The organism is Proteus vulgaris, assembly GCF_023100685.1.
In the GTDB taxonomy this organism is placed as follows: Bacteria; Pseudomonadota; Gammaproteobacteria; order Enterobacterales; family Enterobacteriaceae; genus Proteus.
Window position 1 is genome coordinate 275,964 of sequence record NZ_CP090064.1, and the last position, 14,447, is coordinate 290,410.

Sequence of the window (14,447 nt, forward strand, 5' to 3'; positions counted from 1 at the left end):
TAGTTGAATGTGAGATGAGATCATGAAAAAAGAATGGTATACAGCGAAAGAATTAGTGGGGCTTGCGGGGTTACCTAACTCACCGCAGGGAGTGAACTTGATGGCGCGTCGTGAAGGGTGGGAAAATCGCCGTAAACGTGGTGTGCAGGGGAAAGCTGTCGAGTATTCAGTGAAAAGTCTACCTGATGAGGTCATTGGGGTATTAGCTGCACATGAACCTCCCGCAGAGTATTTATCAAAGCGTCAGGATGCTTTTTTGATCTGGGTGGAAGCGTATTATCAATTAACCAAATCAGAACGTGAAAAAATTGTGAAGTTTGTGCTTCGAGAAGGGTTAGCAAAGCTCATTAGTTATATTGATGCTGATAATCAAGACGCAATTGAGCGAGAAAATGAAGAAGTACTCAATAAATTAAAAAACCCACCAGAGTCGACATAGTCGCTCTGGCAGGCTTTTCTATACCATTAATGGGGTAGTATTATTAGGATTACGATTGACGTTGTACAGCAACGTGAGCAAGCCCAATAAGCGCTTCTTTATAAGGTGAATCAGGTATGATAGATAAAGCTTCAATTGCTTTGTCTGCTTCTTCTTCTGCTTTTTGGCGGGTATATTCCAAAGATCCACTTTGTTTCATGGTATTTAAAACGGTATCCAATAAATGGCGACCATTACCTTGCTCAATAGCTTGGCGAATTAATTGAGATTCTTCTTCATTACCATTATGCATGGCATGAAGTAATGGCAACGTAGGTTTGCCTTCATCAAGATCATCGCCTGTGTTTTTACCCAACTGACTGTTGTCAGCATCATAATCAAGCAGATCGTCAATGAGCTGGAAAGCAGTACCAAGATAACGTCCATAATCTTGGAATGCTTTTTCTTGCTCAGGTGTGGCACCAGAAAGAATGGCTGACGCATGAGAAGCCGCTTCAAATAGACGCGCTGTTTTACTGTAAATAACTTGCATATAGTCATCTTCAGAAATATTAGGATCGTTACAATTCATTAATTGTAAGACTTCACCTTCGGCGATCACATTGGTGGCGCTAGACATTAATTTTAATACACGCATTGAATCAAGATCCGTCATCATCTGAAAAGATCGTGTATAAATAAAGTCGCCAACAAGCACACTTGCTGCATTTCCAAAGACGGCATTTGCCGTTTGTTTTCCTCTACGCATATCAGATTCATCAACAACATCATCATGTAACAACGTTGCAGTATGAATAAACTCGATAAGCGCTGCGACCGAGATATGTTTGTCACCTTGATAGTCCAATGCTCGTCCAGTGAGCACTGCGATCATTGGTCGGATCCTTTTACCACCACCACTAATGATGTAGTAACCAAGTTGGTTTATCAAAGAAACATCTGAATTAAGCTGGTAAAGGATTGCCTCATTTACCGCAGCCATATCAGCGGATGTTAGTTTTATAATAGATTCTAAATTCATGTTTTTTCGACTTTGGCTCGCCAATGAGCGCGTTATTATTAATAAAAAATGATCATGCCATAGATTTTACTCTCTTATAATTTAGATTGTACTTTAAAAATGGCTGAAATAAATATCGCATAAAAAACTCTTTTTTTTAATGCTAGTTTGCGATCTGTACTTGTCATCGGCACTAAATTTGCGTAGAATTCGCGCCCTATGTGAATATTTTAATTGTGCACTCAAATTATACATATTGGGAGTGTGCGGAAAGCGGAGTTTATATGTACGCGGTTTTCCAAAGTGGTGGTAAACAACACCGAGTCAGCGAAGGTCAAACTATTCGTTTAGAGAAACTTGAAGTAGCTACTGGCGAAACAATCGAGTTTGACACTGTAATGATGGTCGCTAATGGCGATGATATTCAAATTGGCGCTCCAATCCTTGCGGGCGTTAAAGTTAAAGCGGAAGTGGTTGCTCACGGTCGCGGCGAGAAAGTTAAGATTGTTAAGTTCCGTCGTCGTAAACATAGCCGTAAACAACAGGGCCACCGTCAGTGGTTTACTGATGTTAAAATCACTGGTATCGCTTAAGGTTTAGGAGAGTAGTTCAATGGCACATAAAAAGGCTGGCGGCTCGACTCGTAACGGTCGTGATTCCGAAGCAAAACGTCTGGGTGTTAAACGTTTCGGTGGTGAAGCTGTATTAGCAGGTAGCATCATCGTTCGTCAACGTGGTACTAAGTTCCATGCAGGTACTAACGTTGGTTGTGGTCGTGACCACACCCTGTTTGCATTAGCTGACGGAAAAATTAAGTTCGAAGTTAAAGGTCCAAACAACCGTAAATTTATCAGCATCGAAGCTGAATAATTACTGGTCCTTTAAGCACCGAGTCAAAAGCCCTGCAAGTCTGTTGCGGGGCTTTTTATATTTAAAAAAGGCCATCTCTGGGTAATTTCGGCCATCCAGCACGTTAATGGCTACTATACGGAGTAAAATCATGAAATTTGTTGATGAGGCCAAGATCCTGATCGTCGCGGGCGATGGTGGTAACGGCTGTGTGAGCTTTCGTCGCGAAAAATATATCCCAAATGGGGGACCAGACGGTGGTGATGGCGGTGATGGTGGTGATGTCTACATGATTGCAGACGAAAACCTCAACACTCTAATTGATTACCGTTTTACAAAATCTTATCGCGCAGAACGTGGTGAAAATGGTCACAGCCGTGACTGCACCGGTAAGCGTGGTCAAGACATTACAATTAGTGTTCCTGTTGGAACACGAGTCCGTGATTTAGCCACCAATGAAATTATTGCTGACTTAACTGTTCACGGACAAAAACAAATGGTCGCTAAAGGCGGCTTTCACGGTTTAGGTAATACTCGCTTTAAATCTTCGGTTAACCGTGCTCCACGCCAACGTACTATGGGTACTCCGGGTGAATCTCGTGATGTTCTCTTAGAGCTAATGTTATTAGCCGATGTAGGTATGTTAGGTATGCCGAATGCGGGTAAATCAACGTTTATTCGTGCAGTATCGGCAGCAAAACCTAAAGTTGCCGATTATCCGTTTACCACCTTAGTACCGAGCTTAGGTGTGGTACGTATGGATAATCATCAGAGCTTTGTTGTTGCTGATATTCCTGGATTAATCGAAGGCGCTGCTGATGGTGCAGGTCTTGGGATCCAATTCTTAAAACACTTAGAACGCTGTCGTGTGTTATTGCACTTGATCGACATCGATCCTATTGATGGATCAGATCCTGTTGAGAACGCACAAATTATTGTCTCTGAATTAGAGAAATACAGCGAAAAATTAGCACAAAAACCACGTTGGTTAGTATTCAATAAAGTGGATCTTCTTGATGCTGAAGAAGCAAAAGAGAAGGCAAAAGCGATTGTTGAAGCACTGGGTTGGGATGAAAACTATTACATGATAGCGGCCATCAACCAAGAAGGTGTGAAAAAACTTTGCTGGAATATCATGGAATTCCTGAATGTAACACCACGTGAGCAAGATTTAGTGGCGACAGTTGCAGAGCCAGGAAAAGTTGACTTTATGTGGGATGATTACCACAAAGAACAGCTTGAAAATCCTGATTTTGAAGAAGATGACGATGATGATTGGGATGAAGAAGATGATGATGGTATAGAGTTTATCTACCAACGTTAATTATCATTCTTATCATGAAAAAATAAAAAACGCCTGATTTATCAGGCGTTTTCTTTTATCTCGATATCGTAAACTTAGCGGTTATTGTACATATCTTTATACAGGTTAGTTTCAAAACGTACTAAATAGGCGCGCCCTGCATTACGATTTTGCGTTGGTGGTGAATATGCAGAGACGTACTGAACAAAAGCAACTTTTTGTCCATTAGCTGTCGTCATAAAGCCAGCAAGATTATAGACCCCTTTTAGTGAACCCGTTTTGGCAGAAACTTTGCCATCGACACCTGCTTCATGAAAACCGCCTCGGTATTGTAATGTTCCATCGTGTCCAGAGAGGGGAAGCATAGTAATAAAGTTGAGTTCATTTTCGTGTTGCCCAATATATTGAAGGACTTGCATCATTGTTGCAGGTGAAATGAGGTTATGGCGAGAAAGACCTGAACCATCAACCATTACTGTATTACCTAAGTCAATTCCTGCTTTTTGTTTTAAAATCGCACGAGTTGCTTCCGCGCCTGAACGCCACGTTCCAGCAACACCATAATATTCACGTCCAATGGTTCTAAATACAGTGTCTGCAATCATATTGTCAGACTCTTTTAACATTGTAGTAAGCAAGTTATGTAGAGGCTTAGATTGTGTTTGTGCTAATACAGTAACCGGTGCTTTAACGTAAGAGCGACGTTTTATATAGCCATCAAGTTCAATATTGGCTCTTTGTAACTCTTCTTTTAAAATTGTGCCAGCCCAATGCGCACCATCTTGAATAGAAAACATTAAAGGCACTGCATCGTCACGTTTAGGAATACATCCTGTTATTACATAGGTATTTAAATCACGGACAGTGACATCTAATTCGCAAAAACGAGTACGTGTTGAGCCTTTCTCATAAGTTTCAACTTCGCTTAAAACGGTAACTGGGTAAAATGAAGCTTTGCGTATTGTGGCAATATCGCCATCTTTATTGCCACTTTGCAATAAGACAGAAAAACAGTTTTTATCAACAATTGCGGCACTAGGTGGCGCACTAAAACATTGAGTCATATCATTCCAAACCCAACCAGGTGCTTTGTCATGACTCGAAAAAGCAGAAGTATCAATCAGCAAATCGCCACGGACTTTAGTGATGCCGGATTGTTTTAATACCGCGACCATTCCTCTTAACTGTTGGCGAGTTAATGTTGGATCACCACTGAAACGAAAGATCAAATCTCCGTTGAGTTGATCATTCTTTATTTTGCCTTCCGTCTCCATTGTTGTGGTGAATTGGTAATCACCCCCTAATTGAAGTAATGCCGCCAAGGCGGTGACCACTTTTTGAGTACTGGCAGGAAGAGCTAATTGATCTGCATGATAATTGAGATTAGGAGAAGCTGCGCCCACAGGCTGGGTAATCAAACCCACTTGTGTTCCTTCAGGAAGAAGGGATGTATAGTTTTCAACGGGTATTGCTTGGGTTGAAAAACTGATGATACTTAATGTGTAAAGTATCCGTCGAAATGTTGATAATAAGCGCATAATTTCTCTGTCCGTGACTATAGCGTACTAACGTTACAGTATTGATTGCCAGAGGCTAATACTAAAGGGCAATGAGGGCAAAAGTAAACGATATAACGAGCGATTACTGCATTATCAGAAAATATCTGTTTATTGATTTATAAAGAAAGATAAGGCGTGAAGCAATGCGTCTGTTGTGTTAGATTTAGTTTTAGGTCTGGGGGCTAAGTTTGCTTCCCAACAGCATGAATAAGGGAATAAACGTCTTTCCTTATTCACCGAACATATGTAGAGACAGGCCCAATTTAAGGTTGCCTGTGTCTTTTTTTGTCTTGAGAAGAGTAAATAGATCCTTTTCTCTGTGTTGTTAGTATAAAAAATCAGGATGATACCTATTTTTTATTAGGAATAGTATTGAGGTATTAACACATGAATCAGATCCCTATGACCGTTCTTGGTGCGGAAAAACTACGCGAAGAGCTGGAATATTTAAAAAGTGTTCGTCGTCCCGAAATTATCGCGGCTATTGCAGAAGCGCGTGAGCACGGAGACTTAAAAGAAAACGCAGAATATCATGCAGCAAGAGAGCAACAAGGTTTCTGTGAAGGGCGAGTACAAGAAATTGAAGCAAAATTATCAAATGCTCAGGTCATTGATATTACTAAGATGAATAACAATGGCCGTATTATTTTTGGTTCAACAGTGACTCTGTTAAATGTTGAAACTGAAGAAGAGCAGACCTACCGCATTGTGGGTGATGATGAAGCAAACATTAAAGTTAACTTAATCTCTGTAAATTCACCGATTGCGCGTGGGTTAATTGGTAAAGAGTTAGATGATGTTGTTGTTATCACAACACCGGGTGGACAAGTTGAGTACGAAGTTTTAAACGTAGAATACATTTAATTTATAATTTTACGTTTCTATAGAAAACTAGGCTGCTATCCTGTGGTAATATAAAAAAGGCCTTAAAAGGCCTTTTTTGCCATAGAGTTACTTATGGCATTTTTATATAAAGATACAAGTATTATTTCGGTAAAATAATCTTGCGTGCTTCTGAAGGACGATAAAGAACAAGAATTTTTCCGATTACTTGTACATTCTGTGCACCGCTTTCGCGTACAATCGCTGCCACGATCAAGTTTTTAACATCTCGATCTTCGCCTGCGATTTTGACTTTGATAAGCTCATGGTGTGCCAGAGCGAGTTCAATTTCTGCAAGAACGCCTTCAGTCAACCCGTTGTTACCAATCATAACGACTGGATTCAGGTGATGAGCGAGCCCTTTCAGGTGTTGAATTTGTTTTTTGTTAAGAGTCATCATTAATTTTTGCTTTGTTGGGATTGAAAACACACTATTCTAACGCCATCTCTCACTTATCACCATAAAATGTCGTTAAGACGAGGTTAAATGAGTGAAAGAGTAAAAATTTTGATAGCTAAGTGTATGATAGTTGGAAAACGCAATGGCCAATAAGAAACGTTCTGCAAGCTCTAGCCGCTGGTTACAAGAACATTTTAGTGATAAATATGTTCAGCAAGCAAAGAAAAAAGGGTTTCGCTCTCGTGCTTGGTTTAAACTGGAAGAAATTCAGCAAAGTGACAATATCTTTAAACCAGGTATGACCGTTGTCGATTTAGGGGCAGCCCCAGGTGGGTGGTCTCAATATGTTGTACAGCAGTTAGGAAGTAAAGGTCGAATCATCGCATGTGACCTTTTGCCTATGGATCCTATCGTCGGAGTCGATTTCCTTCAAGGCGATTTTCGTGATGAACTTGTGTTGAAGGCATTGCTTGATAGAGTAGGTGAAAATAAAGTCCAGGTTGTCATGTCTGACATGGCTCCAAACATGAGCGGTACACCCGCGGTCGATATCCCTCGATCCATGTATTTAGTAGAGTTAGCGCTTGATATGTGTCGTGATGTACTGGCTCCCGGGGGAAGTTTTATTGTCAAGGTGTTTCAGGGAGAAGGCTTTGATGAGTACCTGGGGCAAATACGCTCCCTGTTTACGAAAGTGAAAGTTCGTAAACCAGACGCTTCGCGGTCTCGTTCTCGTGAGGTATATATTGTAGCCACAGGGCGTAAACTTTAGTACCCTAAAGCTATTTGTTAACACAGTTGTAATATGAGGTTAATCCCTTGAGTGACATGGCGAAAAACCTGATCCTCTGGCTAGTTATTGCAGTCGTTTTGATGTCATTATTCCAGAGCTTCGGACCCAGCGATTCGAATAGTCGTAAGGTGGATTACTCTACCTTTATCAATGAGTTAACTAATAACCAATTACGCGAGGTCAGCATAAGTGGTTATGATATTAATGTAACTAAAACAGATAACTCAAAGTACAGCACGTATATGCCTATGCGTGATGACAACCTGCTGACCACTTTAATGAACCGTAATGTAAAAGTAACAGGTGAACCACTTGAAGGCCAAAGCCTTCTGACTCAAATTTTTGTGTCTTGGTTCCCAATGCTATTACTTATTGGTCTTTGGATTTTCTTTATGCGCCAAATGCAAGGTGGTGGCGGTAAAGGTGCGATGTCTTTCGGTAAAAGCAAGGCTCGCATGTTGACAGAAGACCAAATCAAAACAACCTTTGCTGATGTTGCAGGTTGTGATGAAGCAAAAGAAGAAGTAAGCGAATTAGTTGAATATTTACGTGATCCGGGTCGCTTCCAGAAATTAGGGGGTAAAATCCCTAAAGGTATTCTGATGGTAGGGCCTCCTGGTACAGGTAAAACGTTATTAGCGAAAGCCATTGCAGGCGAAGCAAAAGTACCATTCTTCACCATTTCAGGTTCTGATTTCGTTGAAATGTTTGTGGGTGTTGGTGCTTCACGTGTTCGTGACATGTTCGAACAAGCTAAAAAAACCGCGCCTTGTATTATCTTTATCGATGAAATAGATGCCGTAGGGCGTCAACGTGGTGCTGGTTTAGGTGGTGGTCATGATGAACGTGAACAAACATTGAACCAAATGCTTGTTGAAATGGATGGTTTTGAAGGAAATGAAGGAATTATCGTTATTGCGGCAACTAACCGCCCTGACGTTTTAGACCCTGCGTTACTCCGTCCTGGCCGTTTTGACCGTCAAGTGGTTGTAGGTTTACCTGATGTCCGTGGACGTGAACAAATTCTTAAAGTCCATATGCGTCGCGTACCTTTATCACCAGATGTTGATCCTGCAATTCTAGCACGCGGTACACCGGGTTTCTCTGGTGCAGACTTAGCTAACTTAGTTAATGAGGCTGCTTTATTTGCTGCTCGTGGTAATAAACGTGTTGTTTCAATGGTCGAGTTTGAAAAAGCAAAAGATAAGATAATGATGGGTGCGGAACGTCGTTCGATGGTGATGACGGAAGAACAAAAAGCATCAACAGCTTATCATGAAGCCGGTCACGCGATTATTGGACGTTTAGTACCAGAACATGATCCTGTGCATAAAGTGACGATTATTCCTCGCGGACGTGCATTAGGTGTGACTTTCTTCTTACCTGAAGGTGACCAAATCAGTGCTAGCCGTCAGAAATTAGAGAGCCAAATTTCAACACTGTATGGTGGACGCTTAGCAGAAGAAATTATTTATGGTGTTGAGCATGTTTCTACAGGTGCCTCTAACGACATTAAAGTAGCAACAAATATTGCACGTAACATGGTGACACAGTGGGGTTTCTCTGAAAAATTAGGGCCATTACTGTATGCAGAAGAAGACGGCGAAGTATTCTTAGGTCGTTCTGTTGCGAAAGCGCAACATATGTCTGATGAAACTGCTCGTACTATTGATGAAGAAATTAAAGCTATCGTTGATCGTAACTACGTTCGTGCTCGTCAGATCTTGATGGATAATCTTGATATTCTTCATTCAATGAAAGATGCGCTGATGACTTATGAAACTATCGATGCACCTCAAATTGATGATTTAATGAATCGTCGTGATGTTCGCCCACCTGCAGGTTGGGAAGGCAGTAATGGCAATAGTAATGCAACAACTACTGCCCAGCCGACACAAACGCATGTGGCAAGTGAGCCAAAAGATAAGTCTGAGTCAGAAAGTGATACGCCTTCTGATAAAAATACTCACTAATCCTTATTGGGTTATACATATTGAGTAAGCTATAAATACAAACCCCAGGCTTCTGGGGTTTTTTTATGAAGGTATCAATGAAATGAAATTAATTGCTAGAGGAAGAGAACTTAATTTATCAACACCTCAAGTTATGGGGATTTTGAATGTCACTCCGGATTCTTTCTCTGATGGTGGCACTCATAATTCACTTAATGATGCGGTTAACCACGCAGCAAAATTAATTACTGAAGGGGCTTCTATCATCGATATAGGTGGTGAATCGACAAGACCTGGTGCAAATGATGTCTCTATAGATGAAGAGTTACAACGTGTTGTTCCTGTTGTTGAAGCTATTCGTAAGCGTTTTGATGTTTGGATTTCTGTTGATACATCTAAAGCTCAAGTGATTACTGAATCGGCAAATGTAGGGGCTTCAATTATCAATGATATTCGCTCTTTACAAGAACCAGGAGCGCTTGAAGCCGCAGCTAAAACGGGTTTACCTGTGTGTATTATGCATATGCAAGGTGACCCTAAAACTATGCAACAATCACCACATTATGAGAATGTGATGATAGATGTGGATTGTTTTTTACGAGAAAATATTCAACGTTGCGTTGATGCTGGTATTGAAAAAAATCAAATTATTCTTGATCCAGGGTTCGGCTTTGGTAAAAATTTAGCGCATAATTACCAATTATTAGCGCACTTAAGTGAACTTCATCACTTTGGTCTACCTATACTTGCTGGGATGTCACGCAAATCAATGGTTGGACAACTATTGAATGTGCCACCACAAGAGCGTGTTGCTGGTAGCGTGGCCTGTGCTGTCATTGCGGCAATGCAAGGCGCACAAATTATTCGTGTACACGATGTTAAAGAGACAGTTGATGCGATGAAAGTCGTACAAGCGACTCTTTCTGCAAAGGAAAATAATGAATGAGCGAACGTAAATACTTTGGAACAGATGGTATCCGTGGAAAAGTAGGTGATAGTCCAATTACACCTGATTTTGTATTAAAACTGGGTTGGGCTGCGGGCAAAGTATTAGCACGTCATGGCTCTCGTAAAATCATTATTGGTAAAGACACACGAATTTCAGGCTATATGCTGGAGTCTGCATTAGAAGCCGGTTTAGCGGCTGCGGGATTATCAGCCTCATTTACAGGGCCAATGCCAACACCTGCGGTTGCTTATTTAACTCGCACATTTCGCGCTGAAGCAGGGATTGTGATTTCAGCTTCTCATAACCCTTATTACGATAATGGGATCAAATTTTTCTCTATTGACGGTACAAAATTACCAGATGAAGTAGAAGAAGCCATTGAAGCAGAAATGGAAAAGCCGATTACTTGTGTTGAATCAGCAGAGCTGGGTCGAGCAAATCGTATCGTGGATGCAGCAGGTCGTTATATTGAATTTTGTAAAGGCACATTCCCTAACGAAAACAATCTTAATGGCTTAAAAGTGGTTGTTGATTGTGCACATGGTGCAACATACCACATTGCACCTAATGTATTTCGTGAATTAGGCGCGGAAGTTATTACGATTGGTTGTGAACCAACGGGGATTAATATAAATGCTGAATGTGGCGCAACCGATGTTCGTATGTTGCAACAACGTGTACTTGAAGAAGGTGCAGACGTTGGTTTAGCATTCGATGGTGACGGTGACCGTATTATTATGGTTGACCATCAAGGCTTAAAAGTTGATGGTGACCAGATTCTCTATATTATTGCGAGAGAAGCGTTGCGCCAAGGGCAATTACGTGGTGGTGCTGTTGGTACACTGATGAGTAATATGGGATTGGAAATTGCACTTAAGCAACTAGGTATTCCTTTTGTACGAGCTAAAGTGGGTGACCGCTATGTGCTTGAAAAATTACAAGAGAAAGGCTGGCGTTTAGGTGCTGAAAACTCAGGCCACATTATTTTATTAGATAAAACAACCACTGGTGATGGCATTGTTGCAGGCTTACAAGTTTTAAGTGCAATGGTTCGTAATCATATGAGTTTGCATGATTTATGCAGTGGCATGAAACTATTACCTCAAATTTTAGTGAATGTTCGCTTCACAGGAAGTCATGATCCATTACAAACGCCTGAAGTTCAGAAAGTCGCTAAAGCGGTTGAAGAAGAACTTGCAGGTAAAGGGCGTGTACTGTTACGTAAATCAGGCACAGAGCCTTTAATTCGAGTGATGGTTGAAGGCGAAAATGAAGAACAAGTTACAGCGATGGCTAATCGTATTGCTGACGCTGTGAAGCACGTAGGTTAATTGATGCTTTTTTCTTCAATCAATCACTTTGTCGCAAAATAACCTTGCTTGTCAGTTCAGCTTTGGTTAGTATTCACACCCGCTTAGTAAGGTCTTGAACTAAAGCGGGTGAAGCAATCGAAGGTTATCGTTAAGACGATAAGTTCCATAGAAAAGGTAACGCAAATGTATACGGCACTCATTGTTATTCTTATCATTGTAGCAACAGGGCTAGTTGGTCTGATCCTGTTACAGCAGGGTAAAGGTGCTGATATGGGCGCTTCTTTTGGTGCAGGTGCTTCCGGTACAGTATTTGGTTCAAGCGGTTCAGCTAACTTTATGACCCGTATGACCGCTGTTTTAGCAACAGCTTTTATTGTACTTGCCCTTATTTTAGGTAATCTAAGTGCCAATAAAACTGTGCGTGAAGACAGCAAATGGATGTCTATCGAGCAGACTACAGAAGAAGCAAAAAAAGCTGAGCAATTAGCAGCGCCTGTAGCGCCAGCAAATACAGATATTCCGCAGTAAACTAAGTAAAGATTTAAATGAGATTGTTAATATTTACGCAATAACAGTCTCATTAAAGTGCCGAGGTGGTGAAATTGGTATACACGCTACCTTGAGGTGGTAGTGCCTATAAAACGGGCGTACGGGTTCAAGTCCCGTTCTCGGCACCATTATTCCAGATAGCTTGCGTTTTGCTTGTTATCAGCGTAAAATTTGCCACGTTTTTCGAACGCGGGGTGGAGCAGCTTGGTAGCTCGTCGGGCTCATAACCCGAAGGTCGTCGGTTCAAATCCGGCCCCCGCAACCACTTCTAACAATACAGCACTTTTCTCATTAATCATCTTTTTGAACCGATTATGATCCTGAGTGGAATGTGCCGTAAGAAGAGGTTATTCTCGAATGGCAAGTTACAGGGTCCAGTTGCATAAAGCCCCGAATTTCGGGGTTTTTTGTTATCAGAGAATAGAATACTGGGCTATAGGCCCTTTTTTTATGCCTTGGGGGTGGGTTTGTCCACATTAGAGCAAAAATTAACAGCGATGATTTCAGCACCAGTAGAAGCATTAGGCTTTGAATTTGTCGGTCTTGAGTTTATTCGTGGCCGAGAATCAACATTGCGCATCTATATTGATAGTGAAGACGGTATCACTGTTGATGATTGTGCTGATGTTAGCCACCAGGTCAGTGCTGTGCTGGATGTTGAAGATCCAATTCAAACAGTTTATAACCTTGAGATTTCTTCTCCTGGTTTAGAACGACCTTTATTCACTGCAACGCATTATGAGCAATTTATCGGTGAAGAAGCCGCTATCGTATTACGAATTGCAATGCAAAACCGCCGTAAATGGCAGGGCATTATTAAGTCTGTCGCTGGCGAAATGATCACGGTTACTGTGGATGGTAAAGACGAAGTGTTCGCACTGAGCAACATCCAGAAAGCTAACCTGGTACCCCACTTTTAAGTTTTGAAGAGGCAACTAGGATGAACAAAGAGATTCTGGCTGTTGTGGAAGCGGTCTCTAACGAAAAATCTCTTCCTCGTGAAAAGATTTTTGAAGCACTGGAAACCGCACTAGCGACAGCAACTAAGAAAAAATACGAGCAAGAAATTGATGTTCGCGTATGTATCGACCGTAAAACCGGTGACTTTGATACATTCCGCCGTTGGGTTGCTGTAGATGAAGTGACTCAGCCTACTCGTGAAATTACACTTGAAGCTGCTCAATATGAAGATCCTAGTATCGAACTAGGTGGTTATATTGAAGATCAGATTGAATCAGTTACTTTCGACCGTATTACAACACAAACTGCAAAACAAGTTATCGTACAAAAAGTACGTGAAGCTGAAAGAGCAATGGTTGTTGATCAATTCCGCGAACAATTAGGCGAAATTATCACGGGTGTTGTGAAGAAAGTAAACCGTGAAAACATCACCCTAGACTTAGGAAATAACGCAGAAGCCGTTATTTTACGCGAAGATATGTTACCGCGTGAAAACTTCCGTCCGGGCGACCGTTTACGCGGTGTATTATACGATGTACGTACAGAAACTCGTGGTGCACAACTTTTCGTGACGCGTTCTCGCCCTGAAATGCTGGTTGAACTTTTCCGCATTGAAGTGCCAGAAATTGGCGAAGAAATCATTGAAATTAAAGCTGCAGCGCGTGATCCAGGTTCTCGTGCCAAAATCGCAGTAAAAACTAACGACAAGCGTATTGACCCAGTGGGTGCTTGTGTTGGTATGCGTGGCGCACGTGTACAAGCCGTTTCCAGTGAATTGGGCGGCGAGCGAATTGATATTGTTCTGTGGGATGATAATCCTGCACAATTCGTGATTAATGCAATGGCTCCGGCAGATGTTGCTTCTATTGTTGTCGATGAAGACAAATGTACAATGGATGTTGCAGTTGAAAGCAGTAACCTTGCTCAGGCGATTGGCCGTAACGGTCAAAACGTACGTCTGGCAGCTCAGTTACTGAAAAAACATCGTGGTGATGACAAGTGGGAATTAAACGTCATGACTGCTGATGAATTGAATGCAAAACATCAGGCAGAAGCAAACGCAGCCATTGAAATATTTACTAAGCATCTCGACATTGATGAAGACTTCGCAACTGTTTTAGTTGAAGAAGGTTTCTCTACCCTTGAAGAGTTAGTTTATGTGCCAATCAGTGAACTGCTGGCGATTGACGGATTAGATGAAGACACCGTTGAAGCTCTACGTGAAAGAGCAAAAGCAGCATTAACAACGATTGAATTGGCTCAAAAAGAAAGCCTAGGCGATAACCAGCCAGCCGAGGACTTATTAGCTCTCGAAGGCTTGGAGCGCTCTTTAGCATTTGATCTAGCTGCCCGTGGTATCTGCACACTGGAAGATCTTGCCGAACAGGGTATCGACGACCTAACTGATATTGAAGGTTTAAATAGTGAGCGCGCAGGCGAACTCATTATGGCCGCACGTAATATCTGCTGGTTTGGGAATGATGCGTAACAACTGAGCA

Annotated in this window: 15 protein-coding genes and 2 tRNA genes; 14 read left to right on the forward strand and 3 right to left on the reverse strand. The window is 41.6% G+C overall.

The window, feature by feature from the left end; translation table 11 throughout:
- The first annotated feature begins 22 nt into the window (after window positions 1–22).
- Window positions 23–439, forward strand: a complete 417-nt coding sequence (locus tag LW139_RS01400) for a DNA-binding protein (protein WP_036939375.1) — start codon at window positions 23–25, stop codon at window positions 437–439.
- A 49-nt stretch (window positions 440–488) separates the two neighbouring features.
- On the opposite strand, the gene ispB is transcribed toward LW139_RS01400, so the two are convergent.
- On the reverse strand, window positions 489–1,460 hold the full coding sequence (gene ispB / locus LW139_RS01405; RefSeq protein WP_109408495.1) for an octaprenyl diphosphate synthase: 972 nt from the start codon (window positions 1,458–1,460) through the stop codon (window positions 489–491).
- 263 nt (window positions 1,461–1,723) lie between these two features.
- On the opposite strand from ispB, the gene rplU reads away from it, so the two are divergent.
- The 3 genes from rplU to cgtA all read left to right on the forward strand — a co-directional run bounded on the left by rplU (window position 1,724) and on the right by cgtA (window position 3,612).
- Window positions 1,724–2,032, forward strand: coding sequence for a 50S ribosomal protein L21 (gene rplU, locus LW139_RS01410; RefSeq protein ID WP_036939370.1), 309 nt, complete (start codon window positions 1,724–1,726; stop codon window positions 2,030–2,032).
- A gap of 19 nt (window positions 2,033–2,051) precedes the next feature.
- Window positions 2,052–2,309, forward strand: a complete 258-nt coding sequence (gene rpmA, locus LW139_RS01415) for a 50S ribosomal protein L27 (RefSeq protein ID WP_006535706.1) — start codon at window positions 2,052–2,054, stop codon at window positions 2,307–2,309.
- Window positions 2,310–2,439: 130 nt separating this feature from the next.
- Window positions 2,440–3,612 carry an Obg family GTPase CgtA gene (cgtA, locus tag LW139_RS01420; RefSeq protein ID WP_166540297.1) on the forward strand — a complete coding sequence of 391 codons (1,173 nt, stop codon included), beginning with the start codon at window positions 2,440–2,442 and terminating at the stop codon, window positions 3,610–3,612.
- 74 nt (window positions 3,613–3,686) lie between these two features.
- On the opposite strand, the gene dacB is transcribed toward cgtA, so the two are convergent.
- Window positions 3,687–5,129 (reverse strand): serine-type D-Ala-D-Ala carboxypeptidase, encoded by a 1,443-nt coding sequence (gene dacB / locus LW139_RS01425; RefSeq protein ID WP_247850520.1) that lies wholly within the window; start codon window positions 5,127–5,129, stop codon window positions 3,687–3,689.
- A 408-nt stretch (window positions 5,130–5,537) separates the two neighbouring features.
- On the opposite strand from dacB, the gene greA reads away from it, so the two are divergent.
- On the forward strand, window positions 5,538–6,014 hold the full coding sequence (gene greA / locus LW139_RS01430) for a transcription elongation factor GreA (RefSeq protein WP_072069572.1): 477 nt from the start codon (window positions 5,538–5,540) through the stop codon (window positions 6,012–6,014).
- Between the two features lie 121 nt (window positions 6,015–6,135).
- Here greA and yhbY read toward each other — a convergent pair whose 3' ends face one another.
- On the reverse strand, window positions 6,136–6,429 hold the full coding sequence (gene yhbY / locus LW139_RS01435) for a ribosome assembly RNA-binding protein YhbY (RefSeq protein WP_036914752.1): 294 nt from the start codon (window positions 6,427–6,429) through the stop codon (window positions 6,136–6,138).
- A gap of 145 nt (window positions 6,430–6,574) precedes the next feature.
- Here yhbY and rlmE point away from each other — a divergent pair, with 145 nt between their 5' ends.
- The 9 genes from rlmE (at window position 6,575) to nusA (ending at window position 14,437) form a co-directional block, all read left to right on the forward strand.
- Window positions 6,575–7,204 (forward strand): 23S rRNA (uridine(2552)-2'-O)-methyltransferase RlmE, encoded by a 630-nt coding sequence (gene rlmE, locus LW139_RS01440; RefSeq protein WP_036939360.1) that lies wholly within the window; start codon window positions 6,575–6,577, stop codon window positions 7,202–7,204.
- A 47-nt stretch (window positions 7,205–7,251) separates the two neighbouring features.
- Window positions 7,252–9,198, forward strand: coding sequence for an ATP-dependent zinc metalloprotease FtsH (ftsH, locus tag LW139_RS01445; RefSeq protein WP_109408498.1), 1,947 nt, complete (start codon window positions 7,252–7,254; stop codon window positions 9,196–9,198).
- Between the two features lie 82 nt (window positions 9,199–9,280).
- On the forward strand, window positions 9,281–10,123 hold the full coding sequence (gene folP / locus LW139_RS01450) for a dihydropteroate synthase (RefSeq protein ID WP_166540298.1): 843 nt from the start codon (window positions 9,281–9,283) through the stop codon (window positions 10,121–10,123).
- Window positions 10,120–11,457: a phosphoglucosamine mutase gene (glmM, locus tag LW139_RS01455; RefSeq protein ID WP_109408500.1), complete on the forward strand. Its 1,338-nt coding sequence runs from the start codon at window positions 10,120–10,122 to the stop codon at window positions 11,455–11,457. Before folP ends, glmM begins: the two co-directional genes overlap by 4 nt.
- A gap of 165 nt (window positions 11,458–11,622) precedes the next feature.
- Window positions 11,623–11,967, forward strand: coding sequence for a preprotein translocase subunit SecG (secG, locus tag LW139_RS01460; protein WP_036914692.1), 345 nt, complete (start codon window positions 11,623–11,625; stop codon window positions 11,965–11,967).
- A gap of 59 nt (window positions 11,968–12,026) precedes the next feature.
- Window positions 12,027–12,116: transfer RNA gene (locus tag LW139_RS01465), tRNA-Leu, on the forward strand.
- 60 nt (window positions 12,117–12,176) lie between these two features.
- Window positions 12,177–12,253, forward strand: a tRNA-Met gene (locus tag LW139_RS01470).
- A 202-nt stretch (window positions 12,254–12,455) separates the two neighbouring features.
- Complete coding sequence (rimP, locus tag LW139_RS01475; RefSeq protein ID WP_072069568.1) at window positions 12,456–12,908, forward strand: ribosome maturation factor RimP; 453 nt, start codon at window positions 12,456–12,458, stop codon at window positions 12,906–12,908.
- Window positions 12,909–12,928: 20 nt separating this feature from the next.
- Complete coding sequence (gene nusA / locus LW139_RS01480) at window positions 12,929–14,437, forward strand: transcription termination factor NusA (RefSeq protein WP_006535691.1); 1,509 nt, start codon at window positions 12,929–12,931, stop codon at window positions 14,435–14,437.
- Window positions 14,438–14,447: the final 10 nt, after the last annotated feature.

What these genes read in the sequence shown, in the direction of transcription:
- rplU (WP_036939370.1), top strand. Translation starts at nt 1,724, where the DNA reads ATGTACGCGGTTTTCCAAAGTGGTGGTAAACAACACCGAGTCAGCGAA.
- secG (WP_036914692.1), top strand. Translation starts at nt 11,623, where the DNA reads ATGTATACGGCACTCATTGTTATTCTTATCATTGTAGCAACAGGGCTA.
- folP (WP_166540298.1), top strand. Translation starts at nt 9,281, where the DNA reads ATGAAATTAATTGCTAGAGGAAGAGAACTTAATTTATCAACACCTCAA.
- dacB (WP_247850520.1), bottom strand. Translation starts at nt 5,129, where the DNA reads ATGCGCTTATTATCAACATTTCGACGGATACTTTACACATTAAGTATC.
- nusA (WP_006535691.1), top strand. Translation starts at nt 12,929, where the DNA reads ATGAACAAAGAGATTCTGGCTGTTGTGGAAGCGGTCTCTAACGAAAAA.
- ispB (WP_109408495.1), bottom strand. Translation starts at nt 1,460, where the DNA reads ATGAATTTAGAATCTATTATAAAACTAACATCCGCTGATATGGCTGCG.
- greA (WP_072069572.1), top strand. Translation starts at nt 5,538, where the DNA reads ATGAATCAGATCCCTATGACCGTTCTTGGTGCGGAAAAACTACGCGAA.
- glmM (WP_109408500.1), top strand. Translation starts at nt 10,120, where the DNA reads ATGAGCGAACGTAAATACTTTGGAACAGATGGTATCCGTGGAAAAGTA.
- rlmE (WP_036939360.1), top strand. Translation starts at nt 6,575, where the DNA reads ATGGCCAATAAGAAACGTTCTGCAAGCTCTAGCCGCTGGTTACAAGAA.
- yhbY (WP_036914752.1), bottom strand. Translation starts at nt 6,429, where the DNA reads ATGACTCTTAACAAAAAACAAATTCAACACCTGAAAGGGCTCGCTCAT.
- cgtA (WP_166540297.1), top strand. Translation starts at nt 2,440, where the DNA reads ATGAAATTTGTTGATGAGGCCAAGATCCTGATCGTCGCGGGCGATGGT.
- rpmA (WP_006535706.1), top strand. Translation starts at nt 2,052, where the DNA reads ATGGCACATAAAAAGGCTGGCGGCTCGACTCGTAACGGTCGTGATTCC.
- LW139_RS01400 (WP_036939375.1), top strand. Translation starts at nt 23, where the DNA reads ATGAAAAAAGAATGGTATACAGCGAAAGAATTAGTGGGGCTTGCGGGG.